Consider the following 13731-nt stretch of genomic DNA (forward strand, 5'->3'; position numbering starts at 1 on the left):
GGTGACCCACGAACGGGCAGTGCGGCGCCGACATGCCGAAACCTCGTTCCCGCCTGTCGTGCCGCCCGTTGCCCATCGGATGCGCTGCCGCACAGGGATGGCCGCGCGGTTTGCCGTCGCTGACGTTCCCGCCGGTTCGTCCCCACCGCTCGCCTCGGCTTGCCTTGGTGCTGCGGGTCGGGGTGTCACCCAGCCGAGGCCGGTCACACGAAACCGTCGCGGCGGGCCTCGGTCCGGGCCGATGTGGTCCGGAGCGGGTGCGCTACGGCATTCGGGCGCGGATGAACAGAGGCGAAGGTCATCGGCCATATGGGGCGAATATGCAGAAGGCATGGATTCTGGACCGATCCCGGTTGCCCGGCCGGGGGATCTGTCACACACTCGAAAGGCCGGAAGGCCGGAGCGATATTGGTGAATCCATGCGGCCCCCGACCGCATGGACTCGCATCGCTCCGACCTCCCGTGGCAGGCAGCCGGGATCGGTTGGGTCGGTCCAGGCCGCGTAGCTTGTGTCGGTTGCGCCAAGCGGTGCCGCGCTCAAACCTACCGGTTTGCGCGGCCACCGCGCGTGCATCTAAGGCAGGAACCTGCCGTGACTGAGGTCACAAGTCAACGCTTCCATTAGTGTGGTCCCGCCATTCGGGAAGATTCATTTCCCGAACTGCCACTCAGCTGGCGTAAGCCCGAAGCCGCTCGGCCCGCTCACCCTGCCGCAGCTTCGACATCACCTCGCGCTCGATCTGACGCACCCGCTCCCGGGACAGACCGAACCTCTTGCCGATCTGGTCCAAGGTCTGCGGCTGGCCGCTGTCCAGGCCGTACCGCATACGGATCACCAACTGCTCCCGCTCCTCCAGGGTGGCCAGCACCCGGCGGAGGTCGTCCTGCAGCAGGCCGGAGATGACCGCGTTCTCCGCGTCGGTGGCCTCGGAGTCCTCGATGAAGTCACCCAGCGGGGCGTCCTCCTCGGTGCCCACCGGCATGTCCAGGCTTACCGGGTCGCGAGCGTGGTCCAGCAGGTCCAGCACCTTGTCCACGGTGAGCCCGGCCTCGGCGGCCAACTCGTCGTGGGTGGCCTCCCGGCCAAGCTGCTGGTGCATCTCACGCTTGAGCCTGGCCAGCTTGTTCACCTGTTCCACCAAGTGGACAGGGAGCCGGATGGTGCGGCCCTGGTCGGCCATGCCGCGCGTGATCGCCTGGCGGATCCACCAGGTCGCGTACGTCGAGAACTTGAAACCCTTGGTGTAGTCGAACTTCTCCACCGCGCGGATCAGACCCAGGTTCCCCTCCTGGATCAGGTCCAGCAGCGGCATCCCGCGACCCGTGTACCGCTTGGCGAGCGAGACGACCAGGCGGAGGTTGGCCTCCAGCAGGTGCTTCTTCGCCTCGAGGCCGTCCGCGACGAGGGCGCGCAGGTCGGACGCGCGCTCGGCGGACAGCCGGGCCGCGGTCTCCAGCATGTGCTGGGCGAACACGCCTGCCTCGATCCGCTTCGCCAATTCGACCTCCTGCTGGGCGGACAGCAGGGCGGTGCGACCTATACCATTGAGGTACACCCGCACGAGGTCGGCGGCGGGCCCCTGCGCGTCGAGATCATTCTCGATGCTCGGAAGGGTCTGCGGGCTGGTCATCGAGCTACCTCCCCTGGTGGGCTCTGTCATTGGGGAGAACGCTGGAGGCGGCGAATTCGTTCCCGGTCCCCGTTCGTTTTCCTCTACTTACCAAGACGAGCGACAGCCCGGGAAAGTTGCGGAAACCATCTGAGGATTGCCTGAGAAATGGACCTTGAACGCTCAGGTTTTTCTCACAACTCCACCAGCACGGTGAACGGCCCGTCGTTGACGCTGCTCACGGCCATCATCGCGCCGAAGCGCCCGGTCGCGACCGTGGCGCCGCGCCCGCGCAGGGCCTCCACCACGGCATCGACCAACGGCTCGGCCTGCTCCGGACGGGCCGCCGCGGTCCACGAGGGGCGCCGACCCTTACGGGTTTCCCCGTAGAGAGTGAATTGCGAGACGATCAACAACGGGGCGTTAGCTGCGGCACAGGACTGTTCGTCACGCAGGATTCTCAGCTCGTGGAGCTTTCTCGCCATTAGCTCCGCAAGTTCCCGAGTGTCTGAATGGGTGATTCCCAGTAGAACAAGCAACCCGGGCCGATCTATTTCCCCCACGACCTCCCCGTCAACAGTGACGGAGGCCCGCGCCACCCTGCTGACCACAGCTCTCACGACCCGATCTCCACCCTCCATCGCCTCCCACCGGCTGATTTCCATCCCTGGTGGGCTTCCACGATCAATCTTCGCCCACAGATGATCCTCGTCGACTCGGTTTCGCCCTCGGTCGCCCTTCACGACCGACCCGTCCCCGGCGGCTTCTGCCCCTTGGCTTCACGGCCGATTTACGTCTCCGACCGTCGATGCTGACCTTTATCTGCGGTCAGCCGTCGCGATCCGCCCTGAGCGCCTTCTACCTTCGGTGTCACGCCTTTGCGGTCGGGCTCGCGTCTTCGATATTCGTGGGGATGTCTTTTCGCTGCCTGGACGGAACGCCCGAGTCCTCCAGTGCGCCCCGCCTGCGACGACCTGGCCATGGGCGCGGGGCAGCGCAACACCGGAGTGCCCGCAAGCCGCCATCGACCGGCGTTGAGGTCGACGGCTCTCACAATCTCGATCAGCGCCACCCGCCGGGCCTGCCCTCCGACCCGGTTCCCGCCGGATCGGATACCGCCCCCGCCCGCAGCACCCGGGGACGCCCCGCGGCGTCGTCTGCGCCGGCGGCCGCGGCCACGCCCACACTGAGACGTCGGGGACCCGGCGATCCTCCCGTCGACAACCCTCGGCCGTCCTCCATCGGCTCGCCCCGACCGACACATGCCCCACCATTGACGCTCGTAACCGGCCCCTGACGTCGGCCTCGGCGCTCCCGGTTCTTCCCGGACGACGCGTGCCCTTCCGCCCGACACTCGTAACCGGCCACTGCCGTTCTTAAGGCGCGGGCTCCAGCATGCCGTGGCGGATCAGGCCGCGAACGGCAGGCAGTGCCGCCGCCGTGATCACGTCGGTGGGCAGGCCGTGGCCCGCGCCCAGCAGCGCGATCAACTCGCTCACCGGCAGGGCGCCTTGGCAGCCCGCCAACAGCGCCGCCGCCAACTCGTCCACCTCGTGCTGCCAGCCCGGCCCGTCGGTGCGGTGCAGCCGCCGCACGAACGTCTCCCAGCCCTCGTCGCCGGATCTGGCGATCTGCTCCAGCACCACGGACTCCGGCACCCGCAGCCTGCTGTCGAGCAGGGCGTCATCGTGCCCGTGGGCCCGCAGCCAGTCCACCCTGTCCAGGTACGCCGCGGCCTCCGGACCGAGCGGGTCGTCGAAGGCCTGCCGCAGGTCCTCGCACATCACCTCGCCCGCCCCGTCCCGCCTGCGCAGCGTGACGAATCCGAACCCGATGCCCTCCACGTCGGAGGCGTCGAAGAAGTCGAGCCAGGCCGCCGCCTTCGCGCTGCCCTCCGGCGACCGAGGGTCGATGCCCGCGTCCCGCAGCCAGGTGCCCACGTACAGCGCCGGGTCGGCGACATCCCGCTGAACCACCCACGCGTCGACGCCGTCGGGCACCCAGGAGGCGACCCGCTCCGCCCAGTTCTGTCCGCGCACATGCAGCCAGGACGCGAGCAGTTGCCCCACCCCGCCCTCGGCGAGGTGCGCGGGCAGCCTGCTGATCACCAGTTCGCTGGCGGCGTCACCCGCCAGGCCGGAGTCTCGGTAGACGTAGTCCACTCTGGCGGGACCCACCACGAACGGCGGGTTGCACACGATCTGGTCGAACTCGCGCCCCGCCACCGGGTCGAACCATCCGCCCGCGGCCAACTCGACGTCCATCTCGTTGAGCCGGAACGTCGCACCGGCCACGGCCAGCGCACGCGCCGAGATGTCGGTGGCGGTGATCCGCTCGGCGTGCCTGCCCGCGTGCAGCACCTGCACCCCGCAGCCGGTACCGAGGTCCAGCAGCGAGCCGACCGGGCGCCGCGAGGTGGCCCGCGCCAGGCTCAATGAGGCGTGGCCGATCCCGAGCACGTGCTCCGAGGGCAGCTCGCCGCCGCGCAGTTTGGTCACCTCCGGATCGAGGTCCGACAACACCCACCAACTGCCCTGATCATCGCCATAGGGCCGCAGGTCCAGCCCGGCGGCGATCCCGTCACCCGTGCGCCGCAGCAGGCAGGCCCGCGCCGCCTCGTCGAGGTCCACCGCCTTGAGTGCCGCCGCCACGGCGGTCTCGGACTCGGTATCACCGAGCAGGAACAATCGGATCAGGGTGCCCAGTGGCCCGGCGTCCCGGCTGGCACGGCGGGCGGGTTCGGGCTCGCCCCGCCCCAGTGCCGCATGGGCATGCCCGCCCAACGTGTCCAGCACACCGTCCGCGTCGTAATTCGCGGCCTGTAGCGCCTCGCGCAGCCGCGCACACAGGGAATCGGAGAATTCGGGAAGCACGCCCCAGATCCTCACACGCGTGGGTGCGAACTTCCGTGACCCCGCCCGGCCAGTCCCGCGAGTGCACTAGCCGGTGATGCCCGCCTGTCGGCTCGGCCCTGCTTCGGCGGGCCGATCGGGCCTGCCTTCCTGGAGAGTCGGCGGATCGCGGCGGACGGCATCCGGCCCGCGGGCGGCGGACCGGTGCGCCGCGCCCGCGGCGGCGACGCTGACCAGCGCGATACCGAGCACCTGGCTGACGGCGGGTGTCTGGTGCAGCATCACGAACCCGATCACGGCGGCGATGGCGGGTTCGAGGCTCATCAGGATGGAGAAAGTGCTCGCACGCACCCGTCGCAACGCGACCACGTCCAACGCGAAGGTGATCAACGGCAGCAGCGCGGCCGCCGCTGCCGTCCAGCCGAGGTGGCCCAGCACCGGCACGGCCTGCCCGGCACCGACGAAGGCGGTGAGGACGGCGGCGACGCTCATCGAGATCGCCAGGCCCTGCAAACCCGGAAAGGCGCCCGAGACGCGGCGGGTCAGCACGATGTAGGTCGCCCACAGCGCGGCGGATGCCAGCGCGTACGCCACCCCCACCGGGTCCGTCGTGCTGGTCCACGGGTTGGTCAGCGCGAACACCCCGACCGCGGCCGCCGCAGGCCACAGCAGGTCGAGCCGGGTGCGGATTCCCGCCAGCGCCACGACCAGCGGTCCGAGGAACTCCAGTGCGGTGGCGGTGCCCAGCGGGAGCCGGGCCACCGCCTCGAAGTAACACACCACCATCGCCCCGGAGACCGCCCCCAGCAGGACCACCCCGCCCACCTCGCCGCGGCTCCGCCCACGCAGCCGCGGCCGGGCGACGGCAAGCAGCACGAGTGCACCGGTGGTCAGCCGCAGCCACGCCATGCCGTGCACGCCCGCCACCGAGAACAACGCGGCCGACAGAGCTGAACTGGCCTGGATGCTCAGCATCGCGCCGAAGCACATCAACACAGCGGTCCGGGTGTCGGCACGAGAGGAGGCACGGGTGATCACCGCTCCATTCCATCGACCGAAACCTTCCAGGTCCATCGCAAATTTTGCCTGCTAATCTTCGAAATATATGGACGTTCATCGCCTGCGCCTGCTTACCGAGCTGTCCCGGCTCGGCACGATGAGCGCGGTCGCCGACGCCACCGGCTTCTCGGTCTCCGCCGTCTCCCACCAGCTGGCAGTGCTGGAGAAGGAGACCCGCGTGGTGTTGGTGGAGAAGGACGGCCGCCGCGTCCGGCTCACCCCGGCGGGCCATCGGCTGGTGGTCCACGCCGAGCGCATCCTGGCCGCGGTGGAGGCCGCCCGCGCCGAACTGGCGGCCGAGTCCAATCCCGTCGGCACCGTGCGCCTGGTCGCGTTCACCAGCTCGATCTCCTCGCTGGTCGTGACCGCCGCGCACCGGCTGCGGGACCGCGCGCCGCAGGTGCGGCTGAGCATCGCCGAGCGCGAGCCCGCCGAAACCATCGCGCTGCTCGGTTCGGACGATGCCGACCTCGGCCTCGTCTACGACTACAGCGCGCGGCCGCGTTTCACCGCCGACGGCCAGTCCACCGTGTTGATCGGCACCGAGCGCATGGTCCTCACCGTCCCCGACGACACGCCGCTGGCCGCCCCCGTCACGACCCTCGCCGACCTGCGTCGCTTCGCGACAGAGGACTGGATCACCAACTCCCGCGGCTCCGACGACGACGAACTGGCCCGGTGGCTGTGCGGCCTGGCCGGTTTCGCCCCGCATATCGTCCACCGCGCCGACAGCCTCCCGCTGGTGCAGGACCTGGTGGACGCGGGGCTCGGGGTCGCTCTGGTCCCCGCCCGCGCCCAGTCCCGCGCGGCGGGGCGCCTGGTCTACCGGGACATCGCCGACCTGGTGATCGAGCGCCGCATCTTCACCGTGATCCGCCCCGGCCGAGGTGACTGGCCGCCGCTGGCCGCGGTCCGCGCCGAACTGGCCGCCAGCGCCTCGGAGCACTACCTGGCACCCGGTTCCGACCGTTGACACCGCCGGTTCCGCAGCGCGGCGCCGGGGCGATCTCATGTGGATGGGTGCGCAGGGCGCCGCGCCACCGCGGTGTGGGCCGGAGCAGCGACACGACGTCCGGCCGGGCAGGCACGACCGGTCCGCGCGCCAATTCGGCGTAAGCGCTCGCGACTTCTACCGACCTACGGCGACAGCACGATCGGCCCGCGGCTCAGCGTAGGTCGATCCCGCGAAGCTCGGCGCGGCTGGTGATACCGAGCTTCGGGAACACCTTGTACAGGTGGTAGCCGACGGTGCGGGGGGAGAGGTAGAGCTGGGCGCCGATCTCCCGGTTGCTCAGGCCCTGCCCCGCCAGTTGCGCCACTTGGAGCTCTTGGGCGGTGAGCAGGCCTGCCTGCCTGCCGCCGCGCAACGTCGCCGATCCGCCCGCCGCCCGGAGCTGGGCGGCGGCCGTGGCCGACCACGCCGTGGCGCCAAGCGAATCGAACAGCTCGGTCGCCAGCCGAAGCCGTTCCCGCGCCTCGGACTGCTTCCGGTTGCGCCGCAACCACTCCCCGTGCAGCAGCGCGGTTCGGGCTTGCTCGAACGGATAGCCTCGGGTCAGCTCCAAGGCAGGCACGAACTGCCCACCGTCGCCGGAGATCACGCCCCGGCAGCGGTGCAGCGCCGCCCGCGCCCGCGCCGAGTGACCGTGTCCCGGCCAGTCCACGAAGTGCCGCAGCGCGGCCTCGGCGAGGTCGGGTCGATCGCAGCGCACCGCCGCCTCCACCAGGTCTGCGGCGGCCAGCCGGGCGAGGTGGCCGTGATGGTGCGCGCCGCCGGGCACGCCGAACATGGCGAGCGACTCCGCGGCCTTGACAGGCTCACCGGCGCCGAGCGCCAGCAGGCCGGTCGCCCACAGCGCGCGTGCGATGGCGGCCCGATTGTGCAGGCGGGGCGCCGCATCCATCACCTGTGCGGTGTAGCGGGCCGCCGTGGCCTCCTCGCCGCGAACCGCGGCGTACAGGGCCAGCATCGCGTGGAAGTCGGCGAGCTTGCCGAGTTGGCCGGTGTCGGCGGCCAGCCGCCCGCCTTCTTCGGCGTGCGCCACACCGTCCGGCCAGTGCCCGAGGCTGTACTCCACTTCGGACAGCCAGGGCAGCATGACCGTGAGCAGCGCCAGCTCACCGTTCCGGCGGAACCGGCCGCACAGTTCGAGCCCGTAGTTGTGCAGGCGTTCGTCGTGGTCCCCGAGCCACCCCACCACCATCGGCCACAGCGGACCGCTGGGCATCTTGAACCCCCGCGCGGCAACCTCGGCCAGCCGCTGCGGATCACGCTGCTCCTCGGTGGTGATGCCGTCGATCGAGGCCGCCATCGCCGCACCGAGCTCGCGGATCTCCCCGAGTTCATCGGGCGGGGCGGGCGGGTCCCAGGTGGACATTCGCCGCGCCAGCGCGCTGGCGGTGTCGATCTCTCCACTGTGGTAGGCCGAATCGGTCGCGGCGAACAGCCACCCCAGTGCGGCCATGGGGTCGATCGGCAGGGAACTCTCGGCAGCCTGCAGCAGGAGCCGGAACGCCGTCGCGTTGTTGCCGCTGTGCAACTCGATCAGCCCGCGCAGGCCCGTCAGCTGAGCGACGGTCGCCCGGTCGAGATCCTCCCCGCCTGCCGCCCTGATCAACTGCACTGAGCGCGCCGCCTGGCCGGAAGCCCACGCCGCCCAAGCCGCGCCGACCAGCCGCTGACCGCGCCCCGCGGAGGTGGTGCTCAGGCCGGCCGCCTGCTCCAGCGCCGCCGCCATCGCCGCGGTGCCCCCGTTCTTGGCGAACAGCGAGGCGTTGGCCTCCAACTCCTGCGCGAGGTCCTCGTCCGGCCCGGTCGCCGCCAGCGCCCGATGCCACAGCGCCCGCACGGGACTGCCCGACAGCTGCTCCGCCACCGCCAGGTGCACCGCGCGCCGCCGGGCGAAACCGGCCGCCGTGTAGACGGCGGAGCGCATCAGCGGATGCCGGAAGCGGATCCGGGTGGCATCGGCCTCGATCAGCTCGGAGCGTTCCGCCTCCGCCACCGCGTGATCGGGAATGCCGAGTCGCTCCGCGGCGCCCAGCACCACCTCGATGGCCCCGGTCTCCTCGGTTGCCAACACCAGCAGCAACTCCCGCCCGGCCTCACCCAGCGCGTTGGCCCGGCCCAGGAACGCATCCCGCAGCCGCGAGGTCAGCGGGACCGTGGCCCGCGACGGCTGCGGCTCACCCATCCCGGGAAGCTCCGCAAGCGCCAGCGGATTGCCGCCGGTCGCCGCCACGATGGACTCCGTCAGCCTGGCGGGCAGCCGCCACCCCCGGGCCGCGAGCAACTCCGCGGCGTCCTCGGCGGACAGTCCCCGCAGCCGGTGCTCGTCCAGCCCCGCGGTGTCGAAGCCGCGTTCGTCGGGATCGCGCACCGCGAACAACACCGCGATCCGCTCGGCCTGCAACCGCCGGGCCGCGAACGTCAGCGCGATGGCGGAGGGGCGGTCCAGCCAGTGCGCGTCGTCGACGAGAACCAGCAGCGGATCGGCCTCGGCGGCCTGAGCCAGCAACGCCAGCACCGCCGCGCACACCGCGAAGTCGGTGGTGGTGTCCCCGCTGATGCCGAACGCGCTGCGCAGCGCCGCCGCCTGCGCCTGCGGTAGCCCGTCGATGCGGTCCAGCACCGGCAGCAGGAGCTGGTGCAGGCCCGCGAACGGCAGTTCCACCTCGGATTCGACCCCGGAGCAGGCCAGCTGTCGGAACCCGGTGGCCTCCTCGGCGGCGAGGGCGAGGAGGGCGCTCTTGCCGATGCCCGCCTCGCCCCGCAGCACGAGTACCCGGCTGTCGCCCTCTCGGGCCTCAGCCAGTACCGCCCGTAGTAATCGGCGTTCCTCGCTCCGCCCGTGGATCACGGTCAGAGGGTAGCCGGACGGCTGCTCGCACCCCCAGGTAAACGAGCAGTCCCAGCGGGCCGAGCAGGATCGTCAGCAGCAGGATCGGCGCCACCAGCAGCGGATGCAGACCTCGCTCCCTGCTGTCCAGGTAGATCCACCGGCCGACGAACAGGTCGAACGCGATGAAATGCGCCCAGCCCGCCGCGGTGCCCGACGGCTCGCCGAGCAACTCCCGGATGCCGTCCAGCGTCGGCTGCGCCACGGCGGGCAGGAACGCGTCCAGCCGGGGGAGCACGAGCACCGCGTACACCAGCACCGGCCCGAGCACGATCAGCGGCGATGCGCTGATCCGCCGCGTCCAGCGCCAGGTCGGCGCCACGATCATCAGCGCCCAGAACGGCGCGGCCAACAGGAAACTGAGCTGGAACAGCACCTCGCTCATACCGACTCCTTCACCCTGCGCACGGTGATCGCCACCGCCGCGACGACCGCGGCGCCCAGCAGCCCGAATGCCAGCAGTGTCGGGCCATCCGGATCGGTGACCGGCTGTCCACGCAGAGCCTGCCAGGTCGAGAGCGCCACGACACCCAGATAACCCGCGCCGACGATGTAGACCAACCGGGTGCGTGCCGAATCGTCGCGGAGCGCGGAGTAGCGCCGGGTCAGCCGCCCGAGCAGCACCGCGGCCAGCGGCACGAGTTGCAACGCGTGCAGCCCGATGAAGTGCGCCACCCGCAGGTCGCCGCCGGTGGTGCTCCACATCGTGACCGGCGTGCCGGGTCCACCGTCGGGCGCGCCGACGGTGTGCGCGCCGCTCTGGGTCGGCGACAATCCGCCACCGAGGTCGTGGATGAACCGCGGCCCCGGCCCGACCATGAGGAAGCCCTCGGCCATACCGATCAGGGTGACGGCCATGCCCACCTTGATCGCGGTGGCCAGTGCCGGGTCCGCGAGCCTCGCCCGCAGCAACAGGATTCCGATGACCAGCGTGGCGATCCACAGCACCACGATCATCCCGCCCATGATGTCGGCCAGGGTCTGGTTGAGCGGTGTGGTCCCGTTGAAGTGGCTTTCCTGCCCGCGCACCACCTGCGTCGTCATGATCACCATCTCGATCACCAACGTGACCAGGATGACGCCGCCCATCCACGCGCCCAGCCGCCGCCCCCTCGGCAGCAGCGTGAGCATCCAGGCCAGCGTGAGGCTGAAGATCGCGATGGAGACGCCGAATTTGAACGGCTTCAACCAGATCGGCGCGCCGAGGAGAATCCGGTCGTCAAGCAGCAACCCCACCGCCGAGCCGACCGTCGCAACCCCCATCAGCGCCGCGAGTACCAATAGTGACCGGTCGAGCTTCGCGCCCGTCCCGGTCCGTGGCGAGAACAGCACCGTTGTCATGGTTCAAGGTTCGCGGCGCGCACTCCGCACGGCATCTGTCAACGTGACTGGTGCGGTGTGCGCAGCAATCGCTGGGTGACCGTCGCCGGGTTGCCGTTCATGGTCCTGACCCGCACCTCCCGTCGCGCCACCGGCTCAAGACCCGCCAGCAGACGGTCCAGGTGTTCCTCGCTGTGGTGCCGCACGACCGCCCCGTCCTTGGTGCGGAACACCCCGTCGGCGTCGTACCGCGCACGGTTGCGGGCGTCGTCCTGCAGGGGATAGTCGCTGACGTAGAGCAACCCGCCCGGTCTGAGCACCCGGGCTACCTCGCTGATCAGGGCCTGCTGCCCGCCATCGGTCGGAACGCAGGTCAACACCGCGAACAACAACACCACGTCGAAGCAGCCGTCCGGATAGGACAGCCGCGGCGGTTCCGCGAGATGCTCGAACCTCAACGCCGGGTGCTCCGCCCGCGCCCGCGCGATCATGGCCGACGAGCTGTCCACACCGGTCAGATCCCGGTACCCGCGCTCGGCCAGCGCACCCGACACACGACCGTATCCGCACCCGTAGTCCAGGATCGCGCATTCGCGCGGAATCCACTCGAACTCCACCGGGTGCCCGAACTCCTTGCCCACCCCCGCCGTGTCCCAGTACCAGGACTGGTTGTCCATGTCCCGATACCCACCGCAGGCGACCTCGTCCACGTAAACTTCCTCTCGGCGCACTGACCAGCCCAAACCCCGCTTCTCGGTGCGCTGTTGCGGGTGCCTCGCTGGGCGGCTGACAGCATCGGGGTGGCGGTGTAGGGCCGCGTGGAAGCATTCCTGTTGAGGGGACGTCGTGCGAGATATTGCCGTGTTCAGTGGCAGCGCCCACCCGGAACTGGCCAAGGAGATCTGTCTGCACCTGGGCACACCGCTGCTGCCGACCCGGCTGGAGCGGTTCGCCAACGACTGCCTACAGGTCCAGTTGCAGGCCAACTGCCGCGAGCGGGACGTGTTCATCGTGCAGCCGCTGGTGCCGCCGGTACAGGAGAACCTCGTCGAGTTGCTGCTGATGCTCGACGCCGCGCGTGGTGCGTCCGCGGCGCGGACCACCGTGGTGATGCCGCACTACGCCTACGCGCGGTCGGACAAGAAGGACGAGCCGCGCATCTCCATCGGCGCCAGGCTCGTCGCCGACCTCATGCACACCGCGGGCGCCAACCGGGTGCTGGCCATGACCCTGCACTCGCCGCAGGTGCACGGCTTCTTCAGCGTGCCCGTCGACCACCTGCACGCATTGCGCGAACTCGCCGCGCACTTCGCCCAGTACGACCTGAGCAACTCCATCGTCGTCTCACCCGACCTCGGCAACGCCAAGGAGGCCGCCGCCTTCGCCCGCATCCTCGGCGTGCCGGTCGCCGCGGGCGCCAAGCAGCGGTTCAGCGACGACCGGGTGCAGATCAGCTCGATCATCGGCTCCGTCGAGGGCAAGGACGTGATCGTGCTGGACGACGAGATCGCCAAGGGCAGCACCGTGATCGAACTGCTGGACAAGCTCCGTGAACGAGACGTCCGCTCGGTCCGGATCGCCTGCACGCACGGCTTGTTCTCCAGCGGCGCACTGGACCGGCTCTCCGCGCTGCCCGACGTCGTGGAGATCGTCTCCACCAACACCGTGCCGATCTCCGAGGCCAAGCGGGTCGACAAGCTGTGCGTCCTCTCGATCGCGCCCGCGCTCGCCGAGGCGATGCGCCGGATCCACAACGGAGAATCGGTGAGCACGTTGTTCGGCCAGTGATTGCCTACCCTGAGGCATATGGAACGAGTGACGTCGGGATCTCCGTGGGAGGCCAAGGTCGGGTTCTGCCGCGCCGTGCGCGTCGGCGACCGGATCATCGTCAGCGGCACCGCCCCGGTGTGGCCGGACGGCAGTTGCGACCCCGACCCCGAGGTGCAGACCCGCCGCTGCGCGGAGATCATCGAGGCCGCCCTGCGACAACTCGGCGCCACGCTATCCCAGGTGGTGAAGACCAGGACCTACCTCGTGGACCGGACCGACATCGACGCCGTCTGCCGTGCCCATGGCGCGGCCTTCGGCACCGTGCGGCCCGCGTCCACGATGATCCTGGTCGCCGGTCTGCTCGATGAGCGCTGGAAGGTCGAGATCGAGGCGGAGGCCTACTCGGACAGCCGGAACGGCGGATAGGCATCGGTCACCAGGACTGCCGCGTAGGCGAGTACCCGGACGTTCCACCGCAGCACGCCCACCACGAAGTCGAACAGCGCCCGCGGATAGCGGCCGGTGAACAGGATCGCGAACCAGGCGATCACCACGGCGACAAGCGCCCCGATGTTGAGGAAGAACAACACGATGTAGTGCGGGATCGCCAACAGCCACTTCACCAGCGGCAGGAACCGGTTGAGCGTGTTTCGCTCCGGGTAGGCGATGTTCAGGTGCACCGCCTGCTGCTCGTCGGTGGACGGGTACTCGTCCCGCAGTAGCGCGAGGTAGGCGTTGATGCGGTAGGTGAACCGCAGCAGCTCCTGGTTCCAGTCGAACCACCACCGCGGGTACTTGCGCCGGAACAGGATCATCAGCAGCGGCGCGATGATCAGGAACCCGCCCGCGGTCAAAAACGCATAGGCCCCGTCGGAGCCCTCCGACCAGTCCATCGACCAGCCCTCCGACGAGGACCACCTGTTGTGATCGCGCCGGTCGCCGTCCCAACCCCAACCGCCGCCACCTCCGCTGACGGTGGCCAGCACGATCGCGATCGGGATGATCAGGATCAGCCGGAAGAACGTGGTGAGCCTGTTCAGCCGCTCCGGATAGTCCACGGTGAGGCTCACCGGATAGCCGCTGCGGATCTCCGCCGGTGGTTGGCTCGTCGTCATGGCTTCCCTCGCTTCACTGGGAATCCCAGTGTCCTCACCGATGATCAACACCACGACCGCCTGCCCTGTTTTACACCCGGTCGGGTAAGTCGACGTCGCCACCGCC

The 13731-nt window shown here is 70.0% G+C and carries 12 protein-coding genes; 3 read left to right on the forward strand and 9 right to left on the reverse strand.

Annotated features, from left to right (window positions below):
- Positions 1-668: 668 nt before the first annotated feature.
- The 4 genes from ACU6XJ_RS19290 to ACU6XJ_RS19305 all read right to left on the reverse strand — a co-directional run bounded on the left by ACU6XJ_RS19290 (position 669) and on the right by ACU6XJ_RS19305 (position 5500).
- Entirely contained in the window at positions 669-1631 is a 963-nt protein-coding gene (locus tag ACU6XJ_RS19290) for a sigma-70 family RNA polymerase sigma factor (protein ID WP_476313345.1), read from the reverse strand.
- A 173-nt stretch (positions 1632-1804) separates the two neighbouring features.
- A complete protein-coding gene (gene dtd, locus ACU6XJ_RS19295; protein ID WP_476313347.1) occupies positions 1805-2230 on the reverse strand; it encodes a D-aminoacyl-tRNA deacylase in 426 nt (141 codons plus the stop codon).
- Positions 2231-2986: 756 nt separating this feature from the next.
- Positions 2987-4483, reverse strand: a complete 1497-nt coding sequence (locus tag ACU6XJ_RS19300) for a DUF7782 domain-containing protein (protein ID WP_476313350.1) — start codon at positions 4481-4483, stop codon at positions 2987-2989.
- Positions 4484-4549: 66 nt separating this feature from the next.
- Positions 4550-5500, reverse strand: a complete 951-nt coding sequence (locus ACU6XJ_RS19305) for an EamA family transporter (RefSeq protein WP_476313353.1) — start codon at positions 5498-5500, stop codon at positions 4550-4552.
- A 67-nt stretch (positions 5501-5567) separates the two neighbouring features.
- Here ACU6XJ_RS19305 and ACU6XJ_RS19310 point away from each other — a divergent pair, with 67 nt between their 5' ends.
- Positions 5568-6494, forward strand: coding sequence for a LysR family transcriptional regulator (locus ACU6XJ_RS19310; RefSeq protein WP_476313354.1), 927 nt, complete (start codon positions 5568-5570; stop codon positions 6492-6494).
- A 193-nt stretch (positions 6495-6687) separates the two neighbouring features.
- Here ACU6XJ_RS19310 and ACU6XJ_RS19315 read toward each other — a convergent pair whose 3' ends face one another.
- Genes ACU6XJ_RS19315 through ACU6XJ_RS19330 form a run of 4 tightly spaced genes read right to left on the reverse strand, consistent with a single transcriptional unit; the run spans position 6688 to position 11450 of the window.
- A complete protein-coding gene (locus ACU6XJ_RS19315) occupies positions 6688-9381 on the reverse strand; it encodes an AAA family ATPase (protein WP_476313357.1) in 2694 nt (897 codons plus the stop codon).
- Positions 9329-9805, reverse strand: a complete 477-nt coding sequence (locus tag ACU6XJ_RS19320) for an ABA4-like family protein (protein ID WP_476313360.1) — start codon at positions 9803-9805, stop codon at positions 9329-9331. The genes ACU6XJ_RS19315 and ACU6XJ_RS19320 overlap by 53 nt, the downstream gene beginning before the upstream one ends.
- The gene (locus ACU6XJ_RS19325; protein ID WP_476313363.1) at positions 9802-10761 is read right to left on the reverse strand and encodes a hypothetical protein; all 960 of its coding nucleotides are present in this window, start codon (positions 10759-10761) and stop codon (positions 9802-9804) included. Before ACU6XJ_RS19325 ends, ACU6XJ_RS19320 begins: the two co-directional genes overlap by 4 nt.
- A gap of 38 nt (positions 10762-10799) precedes the next feature.
- A complete protein-coding gene (locus ACU6XJ_RS19330; protein ID WP_476313365.1) occupies positions 10800-11450 on the reverse strand; it encodes a class I SAM-dependent methyltransferase in 651 nt (216 codons plus the stop codon).
- Between the two features lie 136 nt (positions 11451-11586).
- Between ACU6XJ_RS19330 and ACU6XJ_RS19335 the strand changes: the two genes are divergently transcribed.
- A complete protein-coding gene (locus tag ACU6XJ_RS19335) occupies positions 11587-12528 on the forward strand; it encodes a ribose-phosphate diphosphokinase (protein ID WP_476313367.1) in 942 nt (313 codons plus the stop codon).
- An 18-nt stretch (positions 12529-12546) separates the two neighbouring features.
- Positions 12547-12936, forward strand: coding sequence for a RidA family protein (locus ACU6XJ_RS19340; RefSeq protein ID WP_476313370.1), 390 nt, complete (start codon positions 12547-12549; stop codon positions 12934-12936).
- Here the strand turns inward: ACU6XJ_RS19340 and ACU6XJ_RS19345 are convergent.
- Entirely contained in the window at positions 12909-13625 is a 717-nt protein-coding gene (locus ACU6XJ_RS19345; RefSeq protein ID WP_476313373.1) for a DUF4389 domain-containing protein, read from the reverse strand. The two genes, ACU6XJ_RS19340 and ACU6XJ_RS19345, sit on opposite strands and share 28 nt — an antisense overlap.
- Positions 13626-13731: the final 106 nt, after the last annotated feature.

The sequence above is a fragment of the Actinorectispora metalli genome, assembly GCF_056323685.1.

What these genes read in the sequence shown, in the direction of transcription:
- ACU6XJ_RS19320 (WP_476313360.1), bottom strand. Translation starts at nt 9,805, where the DNA reads ATGAGCGAGGTGCTGTTCCAGCTCAGTTTCCTGTTGGCCGCGCCGTTC.
- ACU6XJ_RS19325 (WP_476313363.1), bottom strand. Translation starts at nt 10,761, where the DNA reads ATGACAACGGTGCTGTTCTCGCCACGGACCGGGACGGGCGCGAAGCTC.
- ACU6XJ_RS19345 (WP_476313373.1), bottom strand. Translation starts at nt 13,625, where the DNA reads ATGACGACGAGCCAACCACCGGCGGAGATCCGCAGCGGCTATCCGGTG.
- ACU6XJ_RS19290 (WP_476313345.1), bottom strand. Translation starts at nt 1,631, where the DNA reads ATGACCAGCCCGCAGACCCTTCCGAGCATCGAGAATGATCTCGACGCG.
- ACU6XJ_RS19340 (WP_476313370.1), top strand. Translation starts at nt 12,547, where the DNA reads ATGGAACGAGTGACGTCGGGATCTCCGTGGGAGGCCAAGGTCGGGTTC.
- ACU6XJ_RS19310 (WP_476313354.1), top strand. Translation starts at nt 5,568, where the DNA reads ATGGACGTTCATCGCCTGCGCCTGCTTACCGAGCTGTCCCGGCTCGGC.